The organism is Marinobacterium sp. xm-m-312, assembly GCF_013283295.1.
Classification (GTDB): Bacteria; Pseudomonadota; Gammaproteobacteria; order Pseudomonadales; family Balneatricaceae; genus Marinobacterium_E.
In genome coordinates this window covers 205,430-231,908 of record NZ_WBYS01000001.1, presented here as the reverse complement: position 1 = coordinate 231,908, position 26,479 = coordinate 205,430, and the positions used below count along the sequence as shown (strand labels likewise).

Annotated in this window: 20 protein-coding genes and 2 pseudogenes; 15 read left to right on the top strand and 7 right to left on the bottom strand. The window is 47.8% G+C overall.

What is annotated here, in order from left to right:
- The first annotated feature begins 167 nt into the window (after positions 1-167).
- The 8 genes from accB (at position 168) to purD (ending at position 8,309) form a co-directional block, all read left to right on the top strand.
- Positions 168-623, top strand: coding sequence for an acetyl-CoA carboxylase biotin carboxyl carrier protein (gene accB / locus XMM312_RS01155; RefSeq protein ID WP_173480485.1), 456 nt, complete (start codon positions 168-170; stop codon positions 621-623).
- Between the two features lie 28 nt (positions 624-651).
- Positions 652-1,995 (top strand): acetyl-CoA carboxylase biotin carboxylase subunit, encoded by a 1,344-nt coding sequence (accC, locus tag XMM312_RS01150; protein ID WP_173480484.1) that lies wholly within the window; start codon positions 652-654, stop codon positions 1,993-1,995.
- A 71-nt stretch (positions 1,996-2,066) separates the two neighbouring features.
- Complete coding sequence (gene prmA / locus XMM312_RS01145) at positions 2,067-2,957, top strand: 50S ribosomal protein L11 methyltransferase (RefSeq protein ID WP_173480483.1); 891 nt, start codon at positions 2,067-2,069, stop codon at positions 2,955-2,957.
- Between the two features lie 16 nt (positions 2,958-2,973).
- Positions 2,974-3,708: a DUF3426 domain-containing protein gene (locus XMM312_RS01140; RefSeq protein ID WP_173480756.1), complete on the top strand. Its 735-nt coding sequence runs from the start codon at positions 2,974-2,976 to the stop codon at positions 3,706-3,708.
- Positions 3,709-4,121: 413 nt separating this feature from the next.
- Positions 4,122-5,096: a tRNA dihydrouridine synthase DusB gene (dusB, locus tag XMM312_RS01135; RefSeq protein ID WP_173480482.1), complete on the top strand. Its 975-nt coding sequence runs from the start codon at positions 4,122-4,124 to the stop codon at positions 5,094-5,096.
- Positions 5,097-5,133: 37 nt separating this feature from the next.
- Positions 5,134-5,403, top strand: a complete 270-nt coding sequence (gene fis, locus XMM312_RS01130) for a DNA-binding transcriptional regulator Fis (protein ID WP_173480755.1) — start codon at positions 5,134-5,136, stop codon at positions 5,401-5,403.
- Positions 5,404-5,426: 23 nt separating this feature from the next.
- Positions 5,427-7,004 carry a bifunctional phosphoribosylaminoimidazolecarboxamide formyltransferase/IMP cyclohydrolase gene (gene purH, locus XMM312_RS01125; RefSeq protein WP_173480481.1) on the top strand — a complete coding sequence of 526 codons (1,578 nt, stop codon included), beginning with the start codon at positions 5,427-5,429 and terminating at the stop codon, positions 7,002-7,004.
- 21 nt (positions 7,005-7,025) lie between these two features.
- Positions 7,026-8,309, top strand: coding sequence for a phosphoribosylamine--glycine ligase (gene purD / locus XMM312_RS01120; RefSeq protein WP_173488561.1), 1,284 nt, complete (start codon positions 7,026-7,028; stop codon positions 8,307-8,309).
- Between the two features lie 121 nt (positions 8,310-8,430).
- On the opposite strand, the gene XMM312_RS01115 is transcribed toward purD, so the two are convergent.
- On the bottom strand, positions 8,431-9,966 hold the full coding sequence (locus XMM312_RS01115) for an FG-GAP-like repeat-containing protein (RefSeq protein WP_173488560.1): 1,536 nt from the start codon (positions 9,964-9,966) through the stop codon (positions 8,431-8,433).
- A 233-nt stretch (positions 9,967-10,199) separates the two neighbouring features.
- Between XMM312_RS01115 and XMM312_RS01110 the strand changes: the two genes are divergently transcribed.
- From XMM312_RS01110 to XMM312_RS01090, 5 genes are read left to right on the top strand one after another with little or no spacing between them, the layout of a single operon-like run.
- Positions 10,200-11,243: a YeeE/YedE family protein gene (locus tag XMM312_RS01110; RefSeq protein WP_173488559.1), complete on the top strand. Its 1,044-nt coding sequence runs from the start codon at positions 10,200-10,202 to the stop codon at positions 11,241-11,243.
- 30 nt (positions 11,244-11,273) lie between these two features.
- On the top strand, positions 11,274-11,888 hold the full coding sequence (locus XMM312_RS01105) for a LysE family transporter (RefSeq protein WP_173483905.1): 615 nt from the start codon (positions 11,274-11,276) through the stop codon (positions 11,886-11,888).
- Positions 11,889-11,902: 14 nt separating this feature from the next.
- Positions 11,903-12,268 (top strand): histidine triad nucleotide-binding protein, encoded by a 366-nt coding sequence (locus XMM312_RS01100; protein ID WP_217363598.1) that lies wholly within the window; start codon positions 11,903-11,905, stop codon positions 12,266-12,268.
- A 9-nt stretch (positions 12,269-12,277) separates the two neighbouring features.
- The gene (locus XMM312_RS01095; RefSeq protein ID WP_173483903.1) at positions 12,278-13,216 is read left to right on the top strand and encodes a bifunctional enoyl-CoA hydratase/phosphate acetyltransferase; all 939 of its coding nucleotides are present in this window, start codon (positions 12,278-12,280) and stop codon (positions 13,214-13,216) included.
- Between the two features lie 2 nt (positions 13,217-13,218).
- On the top strand, positions 13,219-14,367 hold the full coding sequence (locus tag XMM312_RS01090; RefSeq protein WP_173483902.1) for an acetate/propionate family kinase: 1,149 nt from the start codon (positions 13,219-13,221) through the stop codon (positions 14,365-14,367).
- Here the strand turns inward: XMM312_RS01090 and rlmB are convergent.
- The 3 genes and pseudogenes from rlmB to folE2 all read right to left on the bottom strand — a co-directional run bounded on the left by rlmB (position 14,359) and on the right by folE2 (position 18,313).
- Complete coding sequence (rlmB, locus tag XMM312_RS01085) at positions 14,359-15,096, bottom strand: 23S rRNA (guanosine(2251)-2'-O)-methyltransferase RlmB (RefSeq protein ID WP_173480474.1); 738 nt, start codon at positions 15,094-15,096, stop codon at positions 14,359-14,361. The genes XMM312_RS01090 and rlmB overlap by 9 nt on opposite strands.
- A gap of 85 nt (positions 15,097-15,181) precedes the next feature.
- Complete coding sequence (locus XMM312_RS01080) at positions 15,182-17,038, bottom strand: SurA N-terminal domain-containing protein (protein WP_173488558.1); 1,857 nt, start codon at positions 17,036-17,038, stop codon at positions 15,182-15,184.
- Positions 17,039-17,620: 582 nt separating this feature from the next.
- Positions 17,621-18,313, bottom strand: a pseudogene (folE2, locus tag XMM312_RS11490) (GTP cyclohydrolase FolE2).
- A gap of 31 nt (positions 18,314-18,344) precedes the next feature.
- On the opposite strand from folE2, the pseudogene XMM312_RS01065 reads away from it, so the two are divergent.
- Positions 18,345-19,523, top strand: a pseudogene (locus tag XMM312_RS01065) (IS3 family transposase).
- 13 nt (positions 19,524-19,536) lie between these two features.
- Here the strand turns inward: XMM312_RS01065 and XMM312_RS01060 are convergent.
- The 3 genes from XMM312_RS01060 to XMM312_RS01050 all read right to left on the bottom strand — a co-directional run bounded on the left by XMM312_RS01060 (position 19,537) and on the right by XMM312_RS01050 (position 24,262).
- Positions 19,537-21,195, bottom strand: a complete 1,659-nt coding sequence (locus tag XMM312_RS01060) for an electron transfer flavoprotein-ubiquinone oxidoreductase (protein ID WP_217361981.1) — start codon at positions 21,193-21,195, stop codon at positions 19,537-19,539.
- A 27-nt stretch (positions 21,196-21,222) separates the two neighbouring features.
- The gene (locus XMM312_RS01055; protein WP_173480470.1) at positions 21,223-23,001 is read right to left on the bottom strand and encodes an acyl-CoA dehydrogenase; all 1,779 of its coding nucleotides are present in this window, start codon (positions 22,999-23,001) and stop codon (positions 21,223-21,225) included.
- A 202-nt stretch (positions 23,002-23,203) separates the two neighbouring features.
- Positions 23,204-24,262, bottom strand: a complete 1,059-nt coding sequence (locus XMM312_RS01050; RefSeq protein WP_173488557.1) for an AraC family transcriptional regulator — start codon at positions 24,260-24,262, stop codon at positions 23,204-23,206.
- Positions 24,263-24,541: 279 nt separating this feature from the next.
- Here XMM312_RS01050 and XMM312_RS01045 point away from each other — a divergent pair, with 279 nt between their 5' ends.
- The gene (locus XMM312_RS01045) at positions 24,542-26,473 is read left to right on the top strand and encodes a DUF1302 domain-containing protein (protein ID WP_173488556.1); all 1,932 of its coding nucleotides are present in this window, start codon (positions 24,542-24,544) and stop codon (positions 26,471-26,473) included.
- Positions 26,474-26,479 lie beyond the last annotated feature (6 nt).

Sequence of the window (26,479 nt, the reverse complement as noted above, 5' to 3'; positions counted from 1 at the left end):
AATTTGCCGAAATTCAAACCATTTTCGCAACTTTCAGCTGGACAACCCCCTTTAGTCTCATGCAAACTTAACCTTATAGGGTTCTGTTAATAGATATCTGCCTATTCGATGCAATTAACAGCCATATCCCAACAATTTATTACTAAACTGCGCTACAGGAGCACATCATGGATATTCGTAAAGTTAAAAAACTGATCGAACTTCTCGAAGAGTCAAACATCAATGAAATCGAGATCAAAGAGGGCGAGGAGTCTGTTCGCATTAGCCGTGGTGGATCTATCGTTGCAGCTCCAGTAGCAGCACCTGCAACTGTCGTTGCCGCAGCAGCACCCGCTGCTGCTCCAGCCACTGCACCTGCTGCAGCAGAAGCCGCACCTGCAGCGCCAGCGGGCCATACTGTTAACTCACCAATGGTGGGTACTTTCTACCGTTCACCAGCGCCAAGTGCTCCGGCATTCATCGAAGTGGGCAAAACGGTTAAAGCGGGTGACGTCATCTGTATCGTTGAAGCGATGAAGATGATGAACCAGATCGAAGCAGACAAGAGTGGCGTGATTGAAGCCATCCTTGTTGAAGATGGTCAGCCGGTTGAATTTGATCAACCACTCGTTGTCATTGCCTAAACTCTAATCAACAGAGGAATATTCCATCATGTTGGATAAAGTTCTGATCGCAAACCGTGGCGAAATTGCGCTACGTATCATGCGAGCTTGTAAAGAGTTAGGCATTAAAACCGTCGCTGTTCATTCACAGGCTGATCGTGATTTGATGCACGTCCGTCTAGCTGATGAAGCGGTCTGTATCGGCCCGGCTCAATCTGCTCAAAGTTACCTAAACATTCCTTCTCTGATTGCAGCGGCAGAAGTCACTGATTCAGTGGCTATCCACCCTGGCTATGGCTTCCTCGCTGAAAACGCAGGCTTTGCTGAGCAGGTAGAGCAGTCAGGTTTTACATTTATCGGCCCTAAAGCTGAAACCATACGATTAATGGGTGACAAGGTGTCAGCCATTGAAGCGATGAAGAAAGCGGGTGTTCCAACAGTACCTGGTTCAGACGGACCACTGCCAGAGAACGACAACGATACGCTTTATAAAATTGCAAAACGTATTGGCTACCCTGTAATCATCAAAGCCGCTGCCGGTGGTGGTGGTCGTGGTATGCGTGTTGTTCATACAGAAGCTCACCTAGTCAACGCTGTGCAAGTGACTAAGTCTGAAGCAAAGGCTGCCTTTGGTGATGATACTGTCTACATGGAGAAGTTCCTTGAGAACCCACGCCACGTAGAGATCCAAGTATTAGCCGACGGACAAGGGAATGCGATTCACCTTTACGATCGCGACTGTTCATTACAGCGCCGCCATCAGAAGGTTGTTGAGGAGGCACCAGCACCTCACCTAGACCCAGAATCACGCGCAAAAGTACTGCAGTCATGTGTCGATGCTTGTATTGAGATCGGCTATCGCGGTGCAGGCACCTTTGAATTTCTGTACGAAGATGGTGGCTTCTACTTCATCGAAATGAACACTCGTGTTCAGGTTGAACACCCTGTGACAGAGATGGTTACCGGTGTCGACATTGTAAAAGAGCAGCTGCGTATCGCTTCTGGTGAAAAACTATCGATCAAACAGGAAGATGTCGTGTTACGTGGCCACTCTTTCGAATGCCGTATCAACGCAGAGGATCCAAAAACCTTTATGCCATCACCGGGTAAAGTTAATGGTTTCCATGCGCCAGGCGGCAACGGCATCCGTGTTGATTCGCACCTCTATGCGGGCTACACAGTACCACCTCACTACGACTCATTGATCGCTAAGTTGATCACTTATGGTGAAGATCGCGAAGTGGCAATGCAGCGCATGCGCAATGCTCTGGATGAGATGGTCATTGATGGTATTCGTACCAACATTCCACTTCACCACGAAATCATGCGTGATACCCATTTCGAAGTGGGTGGTGTTAACATTCACTACTTAGAAAAGAAATTAGGCCTGTAAGTTAACTTACGTCCTAATCAAAGCCCGCACTGTTGCGGGCTTTGTTGTCTTTAAATTACGAGCTCAAAAGAATGCCTTGGCTACAGATAAAAGTTGTTACAAATCCTGATATTGCAGAGTTTTACGAAGATCTACTTCTTGAAGCGGGCTGTGCTGCCGTGACCTTTGAGGACGCAAAAGATCAACCTATTTTCGAACCTGAATTAGGGACTACTCCGCTCTGGGGCACAACCGTAATAACCGGTCTGTTTGCAGCAGAGCATGATTTAGAGTCGACACTTACCTTTCTAAACGAGCAAAAACTCTCCGTTAAGGGTGGCGATACAATACAGTTCAAGGCAGAAATTCTTGAGGACAAAGATTGGGAACGAGAGTGGATGACTCACTATCACCCGATGCAGTTCGGTAGCCATTTTTGGGTCTGCCCAAGCTGGATTGAAGTACCTGATGCGAATGCAGTCAATCTGATGCTCGATCCTGGACTAGCCTTTGGCACAGGTACCCACCCAACCACTGCACTCTGTCTAGAGTGGCTCGCCAGTGAGCCACTACAGAACAGATCGGTTATCGATTATGGCTGCGGTAGTGGTATTTTGGGCATTGCCGCCATTCTTTTGGGTGCAAGCGCAGTGTCAGGCGTCGATATTGATCCGCAAGCGTTAACCGCCACTCAAGACAATCTTGTCAGAAACGGTCTAGATAAAGAACGTTTACCGGTATTCTTCCCAGAGAGCTTTGAATCAGAAGCGGTCGATTTAGTCATTGCCAACATACTCGCCGGACCACTGAAAGAGCTTGCTCCCACCCTGGCCGAATTGGTTAAATCAGGTGGTCAGTTAATTCTATCGGGGCTTCTGATAGAACAAGCGGATGAATTGATTGGCACCTACTCCGAGTGGTTTGATATGGAACCCCCATCAACCAAAGAGGAGTGGGTTCGTTTAACGGGTCGCAAACGTTAAGGTTGAGAAGGGATAGATGTTTGTAACAGAGTGTCCAGAGTGCCAAGCCAAGTTCAGAGTGACTGATGGTCAACTGCGCCTGGCTAATGGTCGCGTTCGCTGCGGCAACTGCCTCTCTATTTTTGATGCCGAAAATGGGCGTGCTGATCGAACACCCGCTACAGCAACTGAACAGCCTCAACAGACATCCACCGGAGCACAATTCGCTCAGCTAGATGCTGAGCCAATCGTACTTGAGCGATTTAATTCTCAACCAGAGTCGCCTTTCAAAACGGCATCAATGATTCTAATTCTTCTTTTATGCACAGTACTCGGCGCCTTACAGTACCTCTGGTTTGAACGAGCTAGGCTAAATGCACACCCCAGCTTACGACCCTTCTACATTATTGCGTGCAGTCAGATAAATTGTGATTTAAGTGCTAAAGAGGGGCTGGCTCTACTGGCGATTGAACAGACCCTAGTGAGGGAACACCCTCGTTACTCCAATGCACTTGAAGTGACACTGAGAATCAACAACCAATCTACCCTCTACCAGCCCTATCCGGCGGTTGAACTCTCTCTAAAAGATCTACAAGGCAAATTGATCAGCCGCCGCACATTTGATCCAAATGAGTATTTAGAACTTGGCATCAACGCTGAGCGCTTAAGCCCAAAACTCCCCATTCAAATTCAACTGACCATAACCAAACCGGATGAAGCGATCGCCTCTTTTGAAGCGAACCTTTCTGAAGCCCGTTTCAACCAACGCTAGGGAACCTACGAATAAGTCCATGACATCTCAGGCTTACAGTCAAATTTGTCATCCAGGCGTGTTTTTGAAGGCCTAGCGGGCTAAGTCGAGAAAACAGAACGCAGAGGATGGATTTGACTGTAAGCCCCGTAGGGCGCGACCTGAAACATCCATCTACAGCGTTGGATCGCTGACTAAAGGCGATGGCCATTAGTTGCACAATCCGCCTTGTATCTGAATGTTTCAGATCACGCTGAGAAATTATGGACTTGTTCGCAGGTTCCCTAGTTAGCCTGTCAACCCCAAAATTGATCATTTTTTATTCAAAAACGTCTTGGACCCTCGGTCCGTGAAGAGTATTATATGCGCCCTTCATAACCAACGACGGACATTCCAATTCATTGGAGTTACACCCTCGTTGTGGCAGGTTTTTGATGTTACAGATTGGTCCATACAGCCTTGACACTCAAGTTGCTCTAGCCCCAATGGCTGGTGTGACTGATCGCCCGTTTCGACAACTCTGTCGCGAACTGGGTGCAGGCCTTGTTGTGTCAGAGATGGTGACGTCAGATCCAAATCTTTGGCACACACGCAAGTCCTCATTTCGCCTAAACCATCAAGGCGAAGCGGAGCCTCGCTCCGTACAGATTGCGGGTGGCGATCCAGAGATGATGGCATTAGCTGCTCAGTTAAATGCAGAGCGTGGCGCACAAATCATCGACATCAATATGGGCTGCCCGGCTAAAAAAGTCTGTAATAAAGCAGCTGGCTCAGCACTGCTGAAAGATGAACCTCTGGTCGAATCTATATTGGAAGCCGTGGTCAATGCAGTCGATATACCAGTGACCCTAAAAATTCGGACTGGTTGGTCTCCAGACAATCGCAACGCACTCACCATCGCCAAAATGGCTGAACAAGCTGGTATAGCCGCGCTGACCGTTCATGGAAGAACCCGGTCAGATAAGTACCTTGGTGACGCTGAGTACGAGACCATTAAATCCGTTAAAGAGAACATCAGCATCCCTGTCATTGCTAATGGCGATATCACCACCCCAGAAAAAGCGCGTTTTGTTTTGGATTACACCGGTGCTGATGCAGTCATGATCGGTCGTGCAGCGCAAGGCACCCCGTGGATTTTGCGAGAGATTGATCATTATCTGCGTCATGGTGAAAAAATAGCGCCACCCACTCTTTCAGAAATACACTCTATTTTTAATCGCCACCTGAAAGCTCTGCACGAGTTTTATGGAGAGTTAATGGGCGTTCGTATCGCCCGAAAACACCTTAATTGGTATCTGCAATCAGTTAGCGATGTGACTGGCTTTAGAAAAGAATTTAATCAGTTGGAAACAGCTGAAGAGCAGCTTAACGCCCTCGATCAATATTTTGATCGTGCCCAAGCTGCTTAATATTTAGGTAACCGTAGTAGTGAGTAGTAACGATACAATGCAACATCTCGATATCTCTGAAATAACAACAGAAACCCAGACACCAACACTGCGTGAGAGTGTTCAATCTTCACTTGAGACCTACTTCAAGACGTTAGATGGACAGCCCGCAAGTGATGTTTATCAAATGGTGTTGACTGAAGTAGAAGCACCGCTGTTTGAAGCTGTTATGCGCTACACCAAAGATAACCAAACCCGTGCTTCAGAGCTTCTTGGCCTGAACCGCGGCACGCTTCGCAAAAAGTTGAAGCAGTATGATCTTCTTTAAATCTCTGAAAAATGGAAAGCCTCATGTCTAACGACTCATACACTCCTATTCGTCGCGCTCTGATCAGCGTGTCAGACAAAACTGGCATCGTAGATTTTGCCCGTGAACTGACTGCTCAAGGCGTTGAAATCCTATCAACTGGCGGCACTTACAAACTGCTTTGTGATGAAGGCATCGCAGCCGTTGAAGTCTCAGACTACACGGGTTTTCCAGAGATGATGGCAGGCCGCGTTAAAACCCTTCACCCTAAAGTGCACGGCGGGATCTTGGGTCGTCGCGGTACTGATGATGCGGTGATGACTGAGCATGGCATCAACCCAATCGACATGGTGGTTGTCAACCTATACCCCTTTGCAGAGACCGTCGCACGTCCAGATTGTGATCTTCCGATGGCCATTGAAAACATCGATATCGGTGGCCCAACCATGGTTCGATCTGCTGCCAAAAACCATAAAGATGTCGCAATTGTCGTTAACGCTTCTGACTACGATTCAATCATCGCTGACCTTAAAGCCAACAAGGGTCTTAACTACAACACCCGTTTTGACCTTGCTGTTAAAGCGTTTGAACACACTGCTGCTTACGACGGCATGATTGCAAACTATCTTGGTGCTCGAGTGGGTGTGGAAGAGCCAGAGACCTTCCCACGCACTTTCAATACTCAGTTCGTCAAAGTTCAAGACATGCGTTACGGTGAAAACCCACACCAACGTGCAGCCTTCTACGTTGAAGAGAACGCAACTGAAGCCAGCGTTTCAACCGCTCGTCAACTTCAGGGTAAAGAGCTCTCGTTTAACAACGTAGCCGATACTGATGCGGCACTTGAGTGCGTTAAGCCTTTCAAAGAGCCTGCCTGTGTCATCGTTAAACATGCTAACCCTTGTGGTGTCGCCATTGGCGGCAACATTCTGGAAGCATACAACCGCGCTTTCCAGACAGATCCTACCTCAGCATTTGGTGGCATCATCGCATTCAACCGCGAACTTGATGCAGAAACAGCAAAAGCGATCGTTGATCGTCAATTTGTCGAGGTGATCATTGCTCCAAAAGTGAGCGCTCAGGCATCCGAAATCGTTGCCGCTAAACCCAATGTTCGTCTACTTGAGTGTGGTGAATTTGCGGCACAGCCTGGTGCAGCTTTCGATTACAAACGTGTCAACGGTGGCCTACTGGTGCAAGATTGTGATCTAGGCATGGTGAACGCATCTGAGCTTCAAATTGTCACTAAGCGTCAACCATCTGAACAGGAGATCCGCGATCTACTGTTCTGCTGGGAAGTGGCTAAATTCGTTAAATCGAATGCCATTGTCTACGCTCGTGATGGCCAGACTATCGGTATCGGTGCAGGCCAGATGAGTCGTGTCTACTCAGCTAAAATTGCGGGTATCAAAGCGGCGGATGAAGGCCTACAAGTTGCTGGTTCGGTGATGGCATCTGATGCTTTCTTCCCATTCCGTGATGGCATTGACTCTGCAGCAGAAGCGGGTATCAAAGCGGTTATCCAGCCAGGTGGCTCAATGCGTGACCAAGAGGTTATCGATGCTGCTGATGAGCATGGCATGGCGATGGTATTCACCGGCATGCGCCACTTCCGCCACTAAGCGTTAAAGGGATTGAACGATATGAATATTCTAGTAATTGGCTCAGGTGGCCGTGAACACGCGCTAGCTTGGAGCGCCGCTAAAGATGCACGTGTAAATACTGTCTTTGTTGCTCCAGGTAATGCAGGTACAGCGATTGAAGCTGGTATTGAAAACGTCGCGATCGATGTCATGGACAAAGTTGCTCTTGCCAACTTCGCTAAAGAGAACGGCGTTGCCTTGACCATCGTAGGTCCTGAAGCACCGCTAGTCGATGGTGTCGTGGATTACTTCCAGTCAGAAGGCCTAGCAATTTTCGGTCCATCAGCAGGCGCTGCACAGCTTGAGGGCTCTAAAGCGTTTACTAAAGACTTCCTAGCACGCCAAGAGATCCCAACGGCAGAGTACCAAAACTTCACAGAGATCGAACCAGCACTTGCTTACCTTCGTGAGAAAGGCGCGCCAATCGTTGTGAAAGCGGATGGCCTAGCAGCGGGTAAAGGCGTTATCGTCGCGATGACACTTGAAGAGGCTGAAGATGCTGTCAAAGATATGCTTGCCGGAAATGCCTTTGGCGATGCCGGTAGCCGTGTTGTTATTGAAGAGTTCCTAGATGGCGAGGAAGCCTCTTTCATCGTCATGGTCGATGGCGAAAACGTTCTGCCAATGGCAACCAGCCAAGACCACAAACGTGTTGGTGATGGTGATACTGGCCTTAACACTGGCGGCATGGGTGCTTACTCTCCGGCTCCAGTGGTTACACCAGAGATCGACCAGCGCATCATGGACGAAGTGATCTACCCAACCGTTCGCGGTATGGCTGCAGAGGGTAACCGATACACTGGATTCCTATATGCAGGCCTAATGATTGCAGCCGATGGCACACCTAAAGTAATCGAGTACAACTGCCGCTTTGGTGACCCAGAGACACAACCAATCATGATGCGTCTACAGTCGAGCATTGTCGAACTTTGTGAAGCTGCGCTTAAGGGCGAACTCGACAAAACAACCGCTCAATGGGATCCTCGTCCATCCATTGGCGTTGTTATGGCTGCCGGTGGATACCCTGGTGATTACAACAAATGCGATGTGATTTCACTTCCTGCATCACTTCCAGCTGACAGCAAAATCTTCCACGCAGGCACAGCCCTAAATGGTGATGATGTCGTGACAGCCGGCGGTCGTGTTCTTTGTGTCACTGCACTTGGCGACACAGTAACCGACGCACAAGCACGCGCTTACGAACTTCTAAAGCAAGTAAGTTGGAAAGACGCCTACTACCGCACTGATATCGCTTACCGAGCGATCGCCCGCGAAAAAGCGTAATCGCCGAATCTTGTCTAAACAGAAGGAGAGCTAATGCTCTCCTTTTTTGTCTCTTGTCGGCACTCAACGGTCATTGAACTCGCCTTTAACGAGAACACACTCCACCTGTACTTTGTCGTTATTAATTCCCTATGCACATAGGCGCCTCTTGATAGCCATCCAGTGAGCAGAGTGCTGAACGTTTCGATTCATCCAATGGCTTCAAATTCTCACTTTTCGAACTAGCATCTTTCTTCGGCCATTTTTGCCAATTCAAATACCGCTGGTTTCCGTTGGGAGAAGGGAAGTACACTTGAGATGGGCTGTAGCCCCTAATCGTTACACCTAAAGAGTTAGCAAGAGCCTCTTCTGATTTCGCCTTTTTGGGGCCTAGGTACATCTCGCCCTTCAGCTTGTGCATGGTGAGAACACCATCGTTGTTATCAAAAACCACCTTATCTACTTTGTTCTCATTGTTCTGATAGCGCTGACCGCTGACGAGTAGTACTAGATCGAAGTCACCATCATTCTTTAAATCGCAGGCGCTTAAATAGGCATACCATGTGTAAAAATTGGGAGTCTTAGTTTCATGAATAACTTTGACTGGCTCGGGATTACGTCCATTGAAACCGATAGAGTATATTCCCCAACCCTGATAGAAATGTTCTGCGGCTGGTAGATTCAGTGAAGAAAGAAATACAAGCTCTTCTTGGCCATCACTATCGATGTCTGTAAATGCTATATCTTGGAAAACTTGCTTTTTAAGATCTTTCAGGCGTGTAGGTCTCGAGGTAAACAAGCTTCCAAACAATCCAGAGCTCTCTTGGCCCCAGTAGATAGCTGCGTATTCATCATGGCCATCTAAAATCAAATCCAAATAACCATCCTTATCTATGTCCCAAAGCTGAGTATTGTAATTACGATCATTCTGATTCCATTCCCGGCCAGCACCAATGATGGTTTTGACCTTAAAAGTTCCATTTCCGTCGTTCAGATAAGCCACAACTCTATTGTGCTCGCTGGGCGTGGCGACTATGTCTAAATCACCATCGCCATCAATATCACCAACAGCCCCCCCGTGATGTAATGCCTTTGGTCCTGGAAGACGTTTTTTCACGTAACCTTCGGGCGTCGAAAGCAATATATAGTTGGGCTGAGGTTCATATGGAGCATAATCGGGACCGTGCTGAATCATGACTAAATCATCAATGTTATCTCCATTTAAATCGGAAGGAATGATGTTTCGTGCCATGATGAAGCTAGTATCTGATGGAAGTTTAAAGCTTGGATCTGGGCTGAAGAACATATAGTCCGAGTATTCTCTGCTGCGCTCTTTGTTACCCTGATGTCTTATATCGTTCTCGGGGGTAGGATACGGTTCGTCAGAAAAGCCAGCTATTGTCTCTAAAGAGCCATCACCATATAAATCTGCAAAGCCGACATTCGCCATATCCATTCTGAAGTTATCGAAGGCGACGGGATTTGCCTTTAGACCAGGAATTGTAGCGATTTTACATTCATACTGTGTCCGTTTTGCACGACTTGTTGATGAGTTCAATTCGTAAGGAGATGTTACTTTTCTATCAATCGACGCTGAGCTTTGTGGTTTTTGCTGAGCTGCTTGCTGACAGCCAACTATTAATAGCACTAATGGTAATAGTACGTATTTATTATTCATTGGCAGCTCCCGTATTAATCACATAATGTATTTATTCAGACTAGCATTAAATTTATTTTTTGCTGCGATTTTCTGAAAAAGGTCATGAAAAGCCGTTAAAATGGAATTACTCATAATTCCTTAATTCAAGATTTCAGGGCTCCAAAATTGATCACCATCAACTGTTAATTGAATTAATTCGCGTTCTTAGATCAGCCAAGGCAAAATGACGCAAACACCTGTGAGATTGAGTGATGCCAGAGTTTTTTGAACAGTTTACCAGCGAAGAGGTCGCGCTATTTTTAGGGCTTGTGACAGGTCTAATTTTCGGGGCGTTTGCGCAACAGAGTCGCTTCTGTCTTCGTGCGGCTTGTATTGAGTTCTGGCGTAATAAGCCGGGAGCTAAATTTTCGATTTGGTTGTTCACCTTCTCTACGGCGCTTATTTTGACGCAGTTACTGATGCTGAATGGTAACCTTGAGAAGAGCAGTATTCGCCAGCTTGTGACCACAGGCTCCATGTCTGGGGCTATCCTTGGTGGAACGCTATTTGGCATCGGAATGGTGATGGCGCGTGGTTGTGCGAGCCGTCTTCTTGTTCTCTCTGCCACAGGCAACTTACGTGCATTAGTGGCTGGCCTAGTTGTTACCATTGTCTCCCAGGCAGCTCTGCGCGGTATTCTCTCGCCTGCGAGAAGTGAAGCATCCTCTTGGTGGCTAGTTGAAGGAAGCTCGCGCGACCTTTCAATGTACCTTCCTGAGTATGGTGCGTTAGCGATGGGTGCCATTCTGTTTATTGGCGCTATCTATCTTGCTATCAAAAACAAAACCAACGGCTACTACCAGTTTGGTGCGGTGGTTGTTGGTGGCAGCATAGCACTTGGTTGGGGTCTCACCTCTTGGCATGCCGCTAACTCTTTCGACATTATCGCCGTGAAGAGTGTCAGCTTTACGGGCCCGTCTGCCGATACTTTAATGGCTCTGATTAACGAACCTGAATTTCCATTCTCCTTTGATATTGGCATTGTATTGGGTGTTTTTGCTGGATCATTCCTCGCCTCTTGGTTGACCAAAGAGTTTGTTATCCAAACCTTTACTGAACAGACAGGTTTAACACGCTACCTTGTTGGTGCAGCACTCATGGGCTTTGGTGGCATGCTTGCGGGCGGGTGTGCTGTGGGCGCTGGTGTTACTGGTGGTGCAGTAATGGCCCTCACCGCTTGGGTCGCACTGTTCTTTATGTGGTTAAGCGCAGGCATTACTGACAGGGTACTCGACTACCGTCGCGAGACAGCCTAAATTATCAGCTCTAACTACTGAGCAAATTCTATGTCCTTTGAACTCTGGCTTGCCCTCTTAGGCGCAGCCATCATGATCTCGCTATCCCCTGGCGCTGGCTTTGCTACCGCTGTGAGTTTTGGGCTCTCAAATGGTTTGCGAGGTGCAGCACCTGCAGTGTTTGGCCTTATATGTGGCTATGGAACCCAGATGCTGGTGGTTTCACTAGGGTTGGGGGCACTCATTGCAACCTCACCCATTCTATTTACAGTCATTAAATACATAGGCGCCGCTTACCTTATCTGGTTGGGCATTCAGATTATTCGCTCACAAGCTGAGTTAGAGCTGCACAATGCTGAGCCACTTAGAAAACGAGAGCGCTTCATTCGCGCCTATTTAGTTAACATCACCAACCCTAAGGGGATGGTTTTCCTACTCGCTCTAGTACCACAATTCTTGAACCCTAACGAGCCACAAGCAGTTCAGTTGTGGATTATTGGCCTGACACTGGTATTGGTCGACTGGATTGTAATGACAGGTTATTCAGGCATCGCTGCGCGCCTAAGAAAATTTGTTCAAGACCCTAAGGGCAGAGCTTGGCTCAATCGCGCATCTGGGAGTGCACTGATACTAGCGGGTCTGGTATTGTCTACCGCAACACTTTAAAAATTGGAGTAATGATGGACTGTCTATTTTGTAAAATTGTCGCTGGCGATATTCCTGCTGAAAAGCTATTTGAGAATGATCATGTGATCGCTTTCCGTGACATCAACCCACAGGCTCCGTTTCACGCTTTAGTGATTCCTAAAAAACATATCTCAACTTTAGATGATGCCACTGCAGAGGATATTGAGGCCCTCGGTCACCTCCAATTAGCCGCAGCTGAGATTGCTCGTGACCAAGGATTTTCATCAGATGGTTATCGTACTGTCATGAACTGTCGCGAACATGGAGGGCAAACGGTCTACCACATTCACCTTCACCTGTTAGGTGGCAAGGCGATGGGATGGCCACCTTATACCGATACACTTAAGCAACCACTTTAAGGCTGTGTGATGACTGTCATAAAAGATCTACCCTCCAATAATCAACTCGAGTACTTCATTGAACAGGCACGACAGACGACAGCCATTACCACAGCCGTCGTCCACCCTGTGGAGGGTAATGGCTTAGCCGGCGCTCTTGAAGCGGCTAAACAGGGGTTAATCAATCCTATTTTAATTGGCCCCGAGCATAAGATTCGTCAGGCTAGTGAGGAGATTAACGCCGATCTTGGTGGCATTCAGATCATCAACACTGAACACAGTCATGAAGCGGCTGAGGTCGCCTGTAACATCGTTAGACAGGGCGACGCTCAAGCGTTAATGAAAGGCTCTCTAGGTACTTCAGAGCTGCTAGGAGCCGTTCTACACAAAGAGAGTGGCATCAGAACAGAGCGACGTTTGAGTCATCTGTTTGTGTTTGACGTACCGAACTATCACAAACCATTGATCATCACTGATGCGGCGATCAATGTTGTTCCTGATCTCTATACCAAAAAGGATATCGTCCAGAATGCGATAGACTTTGCGCATGCGTTAGGGAATGAACACCCCAAAGTAGCCATTCTAGCGGCTGTCGAGAAGGTGAAAGCGAACATGCAGAGCACCATTGATGCTGCTGCCCTCTGTAAAATGGCCGATCGCAACCAGATCACTGGTGGGATTTTGGATGGTCCTCTCGCCTTTGATAACGCCATATCAAAACAGGCTGCGATCGATAAACATATAAACTCACCAGTGTCCGGTGAAGCCGATATTCTTCTAGCACCTGATCTTGAAGCCGGCAATATGATTGCTAAACAGTTGATCTATTTAGCTGGAGCTCAGTCAGCCGGTGTCGCAGTAGGCGCTAGAGTACCGATCATTCTGACAAGCCGAGCGGATGGTGTTCTCGCACGGCTCGCAAGCTGCGCTCTGGCCTCCTACATGGTGCACCACGGCCGCAAGATATAGTCATGAACATACTGACGCTAAATGCTGGCTCTTCGAGCCTTAAAGCTGCTCTCTACACTCGACACAACGAGCTTTTATCCAAGATTGGAGAAGCTTCCTTATCCGGCGTAGGTTCAGACCATTTAGCTCTAAACATTGATGGCAAGGCTATCGAGATCACCGACCTCGACAAAACTGATCCAGCCAGCATCCATGCTGCCGTTGTCGATAGACTCTTTGAGCAGTTCAACTTAGTAGAGAATGAACTGATAGTCTCTCACCGTGTGGTTCATGGAGGCGGCCTTTTCTCGGCACCAGCCCTTGTCGATGACGTCCTGATGGCACAGTTAACATCTTTCAACTCACTGGCCCCGCTGCATCAGCCATTCAATCTACGTCTAATCGAACAAGTGCGAGCCGCACATCCAGGCTCAACTAATGTGGTCGCTTTCGATACGATGTTTCATGCTCATCAACCGGAGCTAGAAACTTGTTATGCACTGCCTAAATCGATTCGTGACATGGGTATCCGCCGTTACGGTTTTCATGGGCTGTCGTACGCCTATATAGCAGACTCCCAACAACTCTGTGAAAACCCAGAAGAGCGAACTGTCGTTCTCCACCTGGGAGCAGGCTCATCGGCTTGCGGTATGTTGGGCGGCGAGTCGAAAGCATCCAGCATGGGCTTCTCAGCAGTTGATGGTTTACCGATGGGGTCACGAACAGGCAATTTAGATCCTGGCGTGATGATTCATTTGATGCGTGAAGGGATGGATGCAAATCAGCTCGAAACACTTCTCTACAAACAGAGTGGCTGGCTGGGTCTTTCAGGTCTATGCAGTGATATGCGAACACTGCTCGAATCAGATTTAGAGGAAGCGAAGTTCACCGTCGATTACTACTGCTATCACATTACCCAAGAGATTGGTCGGTTAACCGCAATATTGGGTGGATTAGACAGAGTCATTTTCACTGCTGGCGTTGGCCAACATGCCCCACTCATTCGAGAAAAAGTGTGCAGTCAACTGGCTTGGCTAGGCCTAGAGATCGATAACAAGCTAAATCAGAGCAACCAAGTTGAGATTGCTACTAAATCATCCAAAGTCAGAGTGCAGGTCGTCCCTACGGATGAGGAGTGGATGCTAGCCAAATACGCGACGCAGTTAGTTTGATCGCTGTCTGACGATCTCAAACAGGGTAACACCGGTTGCTACTGAGACATTCAAACTGGAGACTTCGCCCGCCATTGGGATTTTAATCAACAGATCACACTGCTCTCGTGTTAAGCGGCGCATCCCCTTGCCTTCAGCGCCCATCACAAGCGCTAATGGGCCGGTTAGATCTGTTTGGTAAATGGAACCTTTCGCTTCACCCGCCGTTCCGACAATCCACACTCCACGCTCTTGAAGCTGATTAAGCGTTCTCGAGAGATTGGTTACCTGAAAATAGGGCACTGCATCCGCTGCACCACAAGCAACTTTAATCGCTGTCGCATTTAATGGCGCCGATTTATCACGAGGGGCGATGACAGCTGCGACACCGGCCGCATCAGCGGTACGCAGACATGCACCTAGGTTGTGAGGGTCAGTAACCCCATCAAGCACTAGCAGAAGAGGTGTTTGGTCAACCTCATCCATCAGCTTAAACAACTCTTTATCACCCAGAATGGGTAGAGGTTTAGCTTCGGCCAACACCCCTTGATGAACACCATCGACACGCTCATCCAAACGATGTTTGCTGATAGTCTCAACATGAACACCGGCCTGGGCAGCTAGGGCTAGAATTTTCTCTACTTTCGGATCAACGCGTCCCTGAACAATAAAGAGGCGTTTTACCCTCTCAGGGTCACGGTTTAACAGCGTTGTGACAGCATGAATGCCAAATACCTGATCCAATTTCATTCTCTTTTACCTTAGCGTTAAAGGCGCACCGACGTGCAACTGAAAAAAATAGCCGCTAAAGAGCGGCTATCTCACTGAAGTCGACTTAATTGATGACGATTTCAGCGTTTGATTTTAGTGTTTCAAACTGCGTTCTAAATGCCTGACTACCCTCACCGGCAGCCAACATTGTTGAAATTTGTGTCTGAAGCTCTTCAGCAATCTGCTCTTGCGAGGTTCCAACAGCATCAACAGTGATCAATGCCGCTGTACCATCAGAGAGCTGGACAACCTTATAGTCTGCACTACCTTCTGGACGAGCCATAGCAAAAGCTGCTTCTACAATCTGAGGTTCAAGATCAACGGCTGCACCACGTGCAATCGATTTGACTGAAGCCCACTCCAAGTCAACTTTACCCTCTTGTGCAGCAGAGAGTGCACTTTGAGCCTGTTCAAAGGCCAGTTTAGCCGCTTGGGAAGACTTAAGTCTGCTGATTAAATCATCACGCACGTCAGCAAGCTCAAGCTGACGTGCTGGTCGTAATTCATTCATGTTAAGAACAAAGGTACGACCACTGCTCACCTCAATAGGGTCAGAGTTTAGACGCTCTTTGGTCACAACATCAGAGAAGGCTGCACGAACCAGTTTCTGGTCAGAAAAATCGCCAGTCCCACCATTACGAGTCAAAGGCTCTGAGGTTTGTATCTCGAGTGACAGCTCCTCAGCAAGCACGGCAAGGTCGCCTGAAGAGAAGGCCAAATCCGTTAAACGTTCTAGTGCGCTGACATAAACCTCTTCTGCATTCGCTTCAGCAACATCATAGATGAGATCCTCGCGCACTTCGCTCAGTGCTGGCACCTCTTTAGCACGCACATCGTTTAACTTGATGATGTGCACACCAAACTCGGTCTCGACAGGTTCAGAGTACTCGCCGGCATTTAATGAGAACAGAGCATCATCAAAGGGACCTTCAAAAAGGCCTGGCGTCAGGTAACCTAGATCACCGCCTGAATTAGCTGAACCAATATCTTGTGAGTACTCAGCAGCTAGTGAGGCGAAGCTTTCGCCGGCCGCCAACTTCGTACGAATCTCTTCAGCCTTTGCCAGCGCTGCATCCAGAGGCTGGGCATCGCTTATCTCAAGGAGTATGTGACTAGCAGAACGCTCTTCACCACCTTCAAAACCGGCTTTTAACTGATCATAGGCAGAGTTAATTTCGGCTTCGGTCACACTGTCTGGGTCAACAAAATCCGCTTGGTCCAGTACAACATAGTCAACAACGACCTGCTCTTGGGTCATTAGCTGATCGCCCATACTGTCATAAGCAGCTTGCACATCCGCATCATTCACTGTCTGTGAATCAGCGTCAACAGAGAAACGCGCCACTCGGATATCACGCGTCTGTGTATTCAAAGCAAGAAGATGATCAAGTTCCGAAGCGGTTAAAAAAGCTGACTGCTCGTAAGCACCGCGCACCTGATTCATCAGCGCTTCACTCTTAAGAAGCTCACGGTACGTCAAAGGAGTAAAACCAGCTCCTCGTAGAGCGGATTCAAACTGGTTGCGATCGAATCGACCGTCAACCTGAAACTCCCGCGTTGCAACGATCATCTGGTCCAGCATTTGATCAGACACAAAAAGCCCTAGCTCTTCTGCTGCACTGATCTGTACGTTGCGATCTATGAGATTGTCCAAAACCACTTTGCGTAGAACAACATCGTCTAACATGGCTGGATCAGCATTGTCGCCCATTTGAGTTAGAACTTGTCGACGTTGCAGATCGATACCACGATAGAGCTCATTCTTAGTAATGGCTTTACCATTGACTTCAGCGGGAGGTGGTTCGGCTGTAGCTAGGCCGACCAGTGAGTCAACGCCCCACAGAGCGAAAACGACAATGATCAAACCAACCAGAACTTTAGCAATAATCCCTTGTGAATTATCACGCATTGATTGCAACATGACTGAGTGTCCTATGAATTAAAAAAAGCGCAACCTGAGGTATGCGCTTTTTTAGTGGGGAGAGTCTGAAACTCTTACGCGCTAAAGCGCACCCCTGGAATAACCGATATTACTTGTTTACAGCGTCTTTTAATAAGTTCAAAGAGAAATGTTTCATTTCATGTGAATGCTTAGCAGCCACGTAAACAAACGCTTTGAGAGCATATCTTCAGTAAAGTAAACAGCCATTGTTTCAAACTACTATATAATCTTACTTACAAGCGCATATTAGCTCGATTGTCTGGGCAAGAATGAAACGATTGCACGGATGATAACATCTCTTATGCCATAAGCAAGAAAGAATTTTTTGAAACAAAACAAAAAGCCAAAAGGCTTCAAAATGAGCATACTTATGAAGATTTTAAACCGACTTATGAGGAGGTCTTCTTAGAGTCCAAAAGAAGAAATTCCTGTCCAAATCATGGTGGCTGTTTACGTATAATAACCTGCTGGAACCTACAAACAATGTTTGGCAAATGCACTGTTAATTAACTTCCGATAGAACAGCCGTAAATTGCCGACAAAAAGCATATGCTCAAGGATCTACGAATAGCTCAAACCGCCAGGAACCCCTTTTACCACCATGGCAACAGCATCGTGCGCATGTAAGCTCTCAAAGTGTTCCACTTTGATTTTGAAGTCCGTGTAGACTGGATCCAGACTTAACTCGCGTTTAATTCTCCGCGCGGCGTCCTCGCAGAACATCAAGTTTTGCCCATTCCTTTTCGCAAACTCTTGTTCATCCTCTCGTTTAACCGCAGTTTGTACCGGAGTTTTCAAGGTTTTTTCTACCTTATTTATCAGCTCAAAAATTGGGAAATGCTCGAAGCTTTTACCCAGTCTCACGGTTACAGTTGCCCTACTTCTCTGGCTATGCGGTGTCGCATGTGAACCGTTGGCACTCAATTACCATCCCTCAACTTCAGAAACTGACACTGTTTCCCTGGTAGTAAAATCTGCAGAGAATTTTTCCTGCAAAAGCTGTCTTGCCAATGAAGCAGAACAGGGGCATGTTGATGAATAATCAACTCCTACCGATAGATCAAAAGTGAAACTAGAACTACTTACTTCTGCCTGAATGCTTATGTCATAACTTTTCCAGCCACTGTTATCACTGAGTAATGCTTTACGCTTTATAGGCAACTCAAAATCTAGTTTTAAAAGTGCTTTATCACTTAATCCTACATGGCCGGACTGTAGTGGCATAGTGAATTTGGCCACCTGATTAGAGGTGATATGATCGCCTCCTGACTACACAGGTGACACTATGACAAAACCAAAACGACCTAACTTTAGCCCCGAATTTCGTCTAGAATCAGCGCAACTTGTTGTCGATCAAGGATACAAGGTACGAGAGGCTGCTGAAGCAATGGGCGTGGGTAAATCCACCATGGATAAGTGGGTTCGACAGCTGCGAGCAGAGCGTAAAGGAGAATCCCCCAAAGCCACGCCGATGACAGAAGAGCAACGTCGTATTCGAGAGCTGGAGAAGCAGGTAAAGCAGCTTGAGATGGAAAAAGAGATATTAAAAAAGGCTTCAGCTCTCTTGATGTCCGACGAGCTGAAAGGTTTGCGGTAATACGTCGACTTCAAGGGAGCTACTCTGCAACACGACTATGCCATCTATTCGGCGTACACCGTAGCAGTTACAAATACTGGCGGAATTATGCCAAAGGGGAAAACCCTGCTCGCATCCTTTTGAAAGAGAAAGTCAGAGAGGCCTTCAGCATTAGCGAGGGTTCAGCAGGTGCACGAAGTGTAGCAGCTATGGTGACGCTCTCAGGCACACCGCTCAGTCGTTATGTTGCGGGCAAACTGATGTCAGAGTTACAACTGTTTAGTTGCCAGCAACCCAAGCACCGTTATTAGGAAAGCAACACAAGAGCATCCCGTTGCCCCCAATCTGTTGGCAAGACAATTTAAGTCTGCGGCTCCAAACCAGGTATGGTGTGGCGATATTACTTATATCTGGACGGGGCGGCGTTGGGCCTATCTGGCAGTCGTACTGGACTTATATGCTCGCAAACCTGTTGGTTGGGCTTTTTCTCTTAATCCAGATAGTGACCTGACAAGTAAAGCCCTAACGATGGCTTTTGAATTAAGGGGTAGACCTGAAGGCCTACTGTTCCACTCCGATCAGGGCTGCCAGTACACCAGTGTGAAGTATCGTAGGCTACTGTGGCGGCACAAGATAAAACAGAGCATGAGTCGACGCGGCAACTGCTGGGATAATGCTCCAATGGAGCGTTTCTTCCGCAGCTTGAAAGCCGAATGGGTTCCAGAGATAGGTTACGCCTCAATAACAGAGGCTAGGAACTCAATTACTGACTACATCGTTGGATATTACAGCCAGCAAAGGCCGCATCAGCATAACGGGATGTTGCCACCGAATTTGGCAGAAGAAATATACTGGAATGACTACAAAGTGGTGGCCAGTTTTACTTGACCACTACACATCCTCACATGTTCGGATAGTTCGGTCCGCCCATACCCTCTGGCGTTACCCAGCGTATATTCTGAGCCGGATCTTTGATATCGCAGGTTTTGCAATGCAGGCAGTTCTGGGCGTTAATCTGGAAGTGCTGTCCGGCATCATCTTCAACCACTTCGTACACCCCCGCAGGGCAATAACGCTGAGCAGGTTCTGCAAACTTCGGCAGGTTTTGTTGCAACGGCACTGAGCTGTCTTTAAGCTGCAAATGACAAGGCTGATCTTCTTCATGGTTAGTATTCGACAGGAACACTGAACCCAGCTTATCAAAGCTCAACTCACCATCCGGTTTTGGATAGTCAATCGGTGTGCATTCACTGGCCGGCCGTATCTGTGCATAGTCTTCTTTATCATCGTGTAGGGTGACCGGGATCTTGCCGCTAAACAGGTTCTGATCGATAAAGTTAAAGGCACCACCCATAATCGGACCAAACTTATGCAATGCAGGGCCAAAGTTTCGGGAGCGGAACAGCTCATCATAGAGCCATGAACTTTCAAATTTATCGGTGAAGCTGTTAAGTTCTTTACCGCCTTCACATCCCTCAATCAGAGCTTCAAAGATCGTTTCTGCGGCCAGCATGCCGGATTTCATTGCCGTATGCGTGCCTTTAATCTTGGAGAAATTGAGCGTACCGGCATTACAGCCAGCAACAATACCACCCGGGAAGGTCATCTTCGGCAGAGCATTGAAACCACCTTTGGTGATTGCTCGAGCGCCATAAGAAACGCGCTTTCCACCTTCCAGGTACTGTTTCAGTACTGGATGGTGCTTCATGCGCTGGAACTCATCAAATGGACTCAGGTAGGGGTTGCTGTAGTTCAGATCAATGATCAGACCCACTACCACCTGATTACCTTCGGTGTGATAGAGGAAGAAACCGCCACTGGCGCCATCGCTTAAAGGCCAACCTGAACCGTGCAGAACCAGACCTGGCTTGTGATTCTCCGGGTTAATATCCCAAAGTTCTTTAATACCGATGCCGTAATGCTGCGCATCCGCTTCTGAGTCCAGTTCAAACTTCTCGATCAGCTCTTTACCCAGATGACCACGACAGCCTTCTGAGAAGATAGTGTATTTCGCATGCAGTTCCATACCCGGCATATAGCTGTCTTTTTGCTCGCCGGATTCACTGATGCCCATATCACCGGTGGCAATGCCTTTAACACTGCCATCATCGTTGTACAGCACTTCAGCAGCGGCAAAACCCGGGAAGATTTCTACGCCAAGTTGTTCCGCTTGCTCCGCCAACCAGCGGCAAACATTACCCAGGCTGACAATATAGTTACCATGGTTATGCATGGTTTTGGGTACAAACGCATTCGGTACCTGAACGGACTTTTCTTCGTTTTTCAGTAGGAAAATCTGATCTTCTGTGACGAGAGTATTGAGCGGTGCGCCCAGCTCTTTCCAGTCCGGGAACAGCTCATCCAGAGCACGGCTTTCAATCACCGCGCCAGAGAGAATATGGGCGCCCACTTCAGACCCTTTTTCTACTACACAGACAGTCAGTTCCTGCTCTGCTTCGTTTGCCTGTTGCATCAGTCGGCAGGCGGCGGATAAACCCGCCGGGCCTGCACCTACAATAACAACATCAAACTCCATGGATTCGCGCGTTATCTCACTCATCGTAAACCTCACTTATGCTGTTATTGCTTAAAACTGATCTTCAGAAAGCGCCATTACCGCTTCACCACCGCTCTGCATCGCCTTAAGAAGAGCGCCGGTTCTTGGTAATAACTGTTCAGCATAAAAACGCGCACAGACGATTTTACTCTCGAGGAAATCTTTATCTGCATCAGGTGCCCCTAGCTTGCCTTCTGCAATAGCCGCGGACTTCGCCATCAACCAGCCACCGCATAGGTAACCCAGTAACATCATGAAGTTCACGCTGGCAGCGCCTGCTGCAGCGGGGTCTTTAGCTCCTTTATCAAGTACCCACTTACGCGCAACATCAGCATCATCGAGAGCTGAATCTACCGCTTTTACAATAGCGCTCATGGCTTCGGAGTTGATGCCATCCAGATCAGCTTTAATCTCTTCCAGCAATGCAGATAGCGCCGCACCTTTATCTATGAGGGTCTTACGGCCAATCAGATCAAGAGCCTGAATGCCTGTTGTGCCTTCGTAAATGGTCAGGATACGTGCATCACGGTAATGCTGCGCAACCCCGGTTTCCTCAATAAAACCCATACCGCCATGAACCTGCACAGCCAGATAGGTGAGCTCCTGAGACAACTCAGTCATCCAACCCTTTACAATTGGGGTGTAGAGTTCGGTACGTGCATGGTGAATCGCTTTTGTCTCTTCATCCTGCGCATTTTTAGCGCGATCAGCTTCTGCTCGCGCCACATATGCAAGGGCCCGCATTGCCTGAGTACCCGATTTCATCTGCAGTAACATACGACGTACATCCGGGTGTTTAATGATGCTGATGCGAGAACCATCCCGAAGGGTTCCCTGGATACGGTCTTTGGCATACGCCAGCGCATGCTGGTATGCGCGCTCAGATATTGCCAACCCCTGTAATCCTACTGCCTGACGAGCATCGTTCATCATGGTAAACATGCATGCGAGACCATTGTTCTCAGCACCCACCAGATAACCCACTGCACCGCCGTTATCACCAAAACTCATGACACAGGTCGGGCTGCCATGAATACCCAGCTTATGCTCCAGAGCAACAGGGGCCACATCGTTTCTTTGGTCAGTGATATTACCCTCTGCATCCAGCATGAACTTAGGCACAACAAACAGAGAGATACCCTTCACGCCTGCTGGCGCATCCGGTAACCGGGCTAATACCAGATGAGCGATATTGTCTGTCATCTGATGATCACCCCAGGTGATAAAGATTTTTTGTCCGGTGATACGGTAATGATCACCTTCAGGGACGGCTCTGGTTTTCAGAGCGGCCAGATCGGTGCCGGCATCGGGTTCAGTCAGGTTCATGGTACCTGTCCACTCACCGCTGATCAGTTTAGGCAGGTAGGTATTCTGCAACTCTTCGCTACCATGGGTTTCAATCGCTTCAATTGCCCCCTGAGTCAGCAACGGGCAAAGCGCCCAACCAAGGTTTGCAGACTGCCAGATTTCATTCACAGCAACAGACAGTGATAAAGGCAACCCCTGCCCTTCAAATTCCGGGTTGCCCGCCAGAGATGGCCAGCCACCCTCACAAAACTGCTGGTAAGCCTCAGAAAAACCCTCGGTTTGCTGAACATTACCATCAGCAAGGGTTGCACCCTTCAGATCGCCTACCCGGTTAAGTGGGGCCAGTTGCTCTTCGCCCAGCTTAGCCGCTTCATCAAGCACAGCTTCACCAAGGCCTTCAGCGAATTCATCAAGCCCTGCCTGATGACAAATCTGTTCAAGACCCACCAAGTCATTTAATACAAACAATGCATCCTGATAAGGAAAACGATACTCACTCATCGCTCATGTTGCTCCGTTCCTCGCAAGCCTGAATACATTCCGGCCTGCTTTTATTATTCTTCGAAAGCGTTTTTACATTTGGGAAATGCTTAATTCATGATCTTCTCAGAGCACGCCCCAAACAATAACAATTCAAGCCTTATCTACTGACAAAAAAATTCATACGCTATAAAAACTCAGCAATTATAGGCCTCAGCGCGGTTTATGTTTGCTCTAATTGCTGGCAATAGGTGTCACTGCGGCGATATTCACCCGGTGTCATCCCGGTCCATTTTTTGAAGGATCGGAAAAATGCCGATGGCTCCTCAAAGCCCATCAAGCCGGCCACATCATTAATCGAAAGCTGCGGTGAATTCATATAATTCAAAGCTGCCATTTTGCGGCATTCATCCTTAATTTTTTGATAGGAAGTATCTTCCTCAAGTAATCTCCGTCTCAAGGTGGAAACTGACATGTGCAGCCTGTAGGCAATGTCTTCTGCACTCGGCAACTCCTGGCTGAAATCCTTACCAATCAGAGCAACTACCTGAGCCTTCAGACTGGCATCGTCATCTACCATCACAATCAACTGATAAGGGGCCGTTTTCAGAAAGCTTCGCAACGTATCCGGGGTCTGGACGATGGGGTAATCGAGGAATCTTGCTGGGAAAACAATTGCGTTATCGTGCTGATCGAATTTAACTTCAGACTGGAAAACGGTTTTGTATAAGGAGATATCTTCAGGTTCCGGAAATGACAGATAGGCCGCTTTCAAGTCCAGTCGGGCGCCCAGCAACCAACATAAGAAGTGATGCCACATCGACAAAGAGGTCCGAATTTTTTCCGGTGTAGAATCCTTCAACAGTTCCTCCAGATCCATTCCAGAGGCATCAGTAGTGGTGAAAGAAACCTTGGCGTATCGGCCTTTTCTCACCAGAAAAGGTTTGACCTGAGTGCCACGACAAATTTCATGGAAATCACTGGCACGATAGATGGCGTGTTCAAGAGTTTTACAGTGAATCAGGCAATGGCACATCATCCGGAAGGTACCATTAGGCACCTTTCCTCCACTCAACATGCCAAAATATTCATCCTGCGCAATGTAATAGATTCGCTGATACAACAGTCCAAACTTATCCGCCGGAAACTCTGTTTGGGTATCAATCATGCTTGAATCGATACCAACATAGTTCAGCAGTTCATCAACACTATAACCCTGCTCTTCAACCAGTTTCAGTAACTGCCGCACGTAGCCAGCAGGAACCGTTATCTTACGTTCCATTGCTTCTCTAACCTGTTTTTTGTTAACCAGAAACGCACTTCCCATTTTTATTTTTGGCACTTAAGGTCATTTTTTCAACCCTAAAGAACAAATTTGTTACTAAGCTTGGCGGCAATTGTCATTGAGAACTGTTTTAAGACCGACAATGATTACTAACATCCAAAAACCTGCATATAGAGCTTTAACCCTCTATTTATTCAGTATTTTTGGATGTTTTGACTAAAATCTATAAATATATAGTCAGAACCTTTTAGAAAAATAAGAAGTCAGGTGAACGAAATGGCAATAAAAAACCGGATTTTGCGGCGCAGCAAAAACCAATCCCCGGCATTCTCACGCCGTCTTCTGCCTACCCTCGTAGGCAGTGTAGTTTGCATGAGCCAAGCTCAGGCGATTGAATTTAATCTGGGAGAAATTGAAGGACGTTTTGACTCTCAAATCTCTGTCGGTGCAAGCTGGCGTATGGATGATCCTTCTTCCAAACTGATTTCGACCTTTAATGGCGGCCAGAGCCGTGGTTCAGGTAGTTATGATGATGGCAACCAGAACTTCTCCAAGGGTGAAACTTTCACTCAAATTGTCAAAGGCGTACACGACCTGGAGCTACGCAAAGATAATGTAGGTTTCTTTGGACGCGCAAAATACTGGTACGATGCAGAACTGGAAGATGGCAACCGCTCCCATGGTCATTCACCAAATGGATATACGCCCGATACAACTCTGAACGATTCAGACTTTAACGACTTCTCCAAGTTCTCTGGTTTTGAGATCTTAGATGCCTACGTCTTCGCTGGCTTTGATATTGGTGAAAGCGAAAAGCCACTTGACCTCCGCATTGGTCGTCAGGTCATAAACTGGGGTGAGAGCACCTTTATTCAAGGCGGTCTGAACTCGATCAACCCATTTGACGTAAACGCATTCCGTCGTCCAGGCGCAGAAGTTAAAGAAGGCCTGCTGCCTGTTAATATGGCCTTTGCCTCTCTGGGTGTGACAGACAACCTGAGCATTGAAGGCTTCTACCAGATCGAGTGGGAACCAACCGCAATTGATGGTTGCGGCACTTATTTCTCTAATATTGATTTTGCTGCCGAGGGCTGTGATGGGATACGCATAACTCTGCCACTGACTGATCAGCAATACTACACACCTGCAATCGCGACCGGTGCGATTGGCTTTGATCCTGTCATTTATCGCAATGCTGACGGCAGACGTGAAGCTGATGATGACGGCCAGTTTGGTTTCTCTGCTCGCTACTTTGCAGAAAACCTGAATAACACTGAGTTCGGAGTCTACTTTGCCAAATATCACAGCCGCCTACCGGTCACTAGTGCGGTTAATACCCAGACTGACATTGCGACATTTGGTGCTAAGGCAAAAGCTGCAGGTAATGCAGCAGCCGCCGCTGTACTGAGCGGTGACGGTACGGCAGCACAAGCTGCAGCCGCGGCAGCACAAGCTGGCAAACTGGCAGGTATCAGCACTCTGGTAGATACCACCTACTTCACCAGCTACCCAGAAGATATCGAGATGATTGGTTTGAGCTTCAACACCAACATTGGCGAAGTTGCCTGGTCGGGTGAAATCAGCCACAAACGTGATGTACCTATTCAGATCAACGGACCTCTGCTGGTAGCAGCAATCCTGCAACAGTATGCCGGTGGTTCTGGCAATACAGCTGCTGATCAGTTGGTTGCTGATGCAGGTACTGGTGGCACAATTTATGGTTACAGTGAACTGGATGTGACACAGCTGCAAACCAGCTTTGTGAAATTCTATGATCAGGTACTTGGAGCCAGCCGTTTAGCATTAATCGGTGAACTGGCCTGGACCCATGTACATGGCCTTGATGAAGATGCGAATGCTCTGAAATATGGCCGTAACGGTGCCTTCGGGTACACCGCTGGCGACACTGAAGGTTTCGTAACTCAGGACTCTTACGGTTACGTTGTGCGTGCAAACCTGAGCTACCCAAATGCATTTGCTGGGGTAAACCTGTCTCCACAGATCAGTTTTAAACACGGTCTCAAAGGTTACGGTCCACAGCCTGGCCCCGCGTTCAATGAAGATGAGAAAACACTGGGCCTGAGCCTGACTGCTGATTACCTGAATAAATACAGCGTTTCACTGTCTTACACGGATTACTTTGGCGGAAACTTTAACTCCATTGAAGATCGTGACTTCATTTCACTGAGCGCGAGCGTTTCATTTTAATTATCA

What these genes read in the sequence shown, in the direction of transcription:
- accB (WP_173480485.1), top strand. Translation starts at nt 168, where the DNA reads ATGGATATTCGTAAAGTTAAAAAACTGATCGAACTTCTCGAAGAGTCA.
- accC (WP_173480484.1), top strand. Translation starts at nt 652, where the DNA reads ATGTTGGATAAAGTTCTGATCGCAAACCGTGGCGAAATTGCGCTACGT.
- prmA (WP_173480483.1), top strand. Translation starts at nt 2,067, where the DNA reads ATGCCTTGGCTACAGATAAAAGTTGTTACAAATCCTGATATTGCAGAG.
- XMM312_RS01140 (WP_173480756.1), top strand. Translation starts at nt 2,974, where the DNA reads ATGTTTGTAACAGAGTGTCCAGAGTGCCAAGCCAAGTTCAGAGTGACT.
- dusB (WP_173480482.1), top strand. Translation starts at nt 4,122, where the DNA reads ATGTTACAGATTGGTCCATACAGCCTTGACACTCAAGTTGCTCTAGCC.
- fis (WP_173480755.1), top strand. Translation starts at nt 5,134, where the DNA reads ATGCAACATCTCGATATCTCTGAAATAACAACAGAAACCCAGACACCA.
- purH (WP_173480481.1), top strand. Translation starts at nt 5,427, where the DNA reads ATGTCTAACGACTCATACACTCCTATTCGTCGCGCTCTGATCAGCGTG.
- purD (WP_173488561.1), top strand. Translation starts at nt 7,026, where the DNA reads ATGAATATTCTAGTAATTGGCTCAGGTGGCCGTGAACACGCGCTAGCT.
- XMM312_RS01115 (WP_173488560.1), bottom strand. Translation starts at nt 9,966, where the DNA reads ATGAATAATAAATACGTACTATTACCATTAGTGCTATTAATAGTTGGC.
- XMM312_RS01110 (WP_173488559.1), top strand. Translation starts at nt 10,200, where the DNA reads ATGCCAGAGTTTTTTGAACAGTTTACCAGCGAAGAGGTCGCGCTATTT.
- XMM312_RS01105 (WP_173483905.1), top strand. Translation starts at nt 11,274, where the DNA reads ATGTCCTTTGAACTCTGGCTTGCCCTCTTAGGCGCAGCCATCATGATC.
- XMM312_RS01100 (WP_217363598.1), top strand. Translation starts at nt 11,903, where the DNA reads ATGGACTGTCTATTTTGTAAAATTGTCGCTGGCGATATTCCTGCTGAA.
- XMM312_RS01095 (WP_173483903.1), top strand. Translation starts at nt 12,278, where the DNA reads ATGACTGTCATAAAAGATCTACCCTCCAATAATCAACTCGAGTACTTC.
- XMM312_RS01090 (WP_173483902.1), top strand. Translation starts at nt 13,219, where the DNA reads ATGAACATACTGACGCTAAATGCTGGCTCTTCGAGCCTTAAAGCTGCT.
- rlmB (WP_173480474.1), bottom strand. Translation starts at nt 15,096, where the DNA reads ATGAAATTGGATCAGGTATTTGGCATTCATGCTGTCACAACGCTGTTA.
- XMM312_RS01080 (WP_173488558.1), bottom strand. Translation starts at nt 17,038, where the DNA reads ATGTTGCAATCAATGCGTGATAATTCACAAGGGATTATTGCTAAAGTT.
- XMM312_RS01060 (WP_217361981.1), bottom strand. Translation starts at nt 21,195, where the DNA reads ATGAGTGAGATAACGCGCGAATCCATGGAGTTTGATGTTGTTATTGTA.
- XMM312_RS01055 (WP_173480470.1), bottom strand. Translation starts at nt 23,001, where the DNA reads ATGAGTGAGTATCGTTTTCCTTATCAGGATGCATTGTTTGTATTAAAT.
- XMM312_RS01050 (WP_173488557.1), bottom strand. Translation starts at nt 24,262, where the DNA reads ATGGAACGTAAGATAACGGTTCCTGCTGGCTACGTGCGGCAGTTACTG.
- XMM312_RS01045 (WP_173488556.1), top strand. Translation starts at nt 24,542, where the DNA reads ATGGCAATAAAAAACCGGATTTTGCGGCGCAGCAAAAACCAATCCCCG.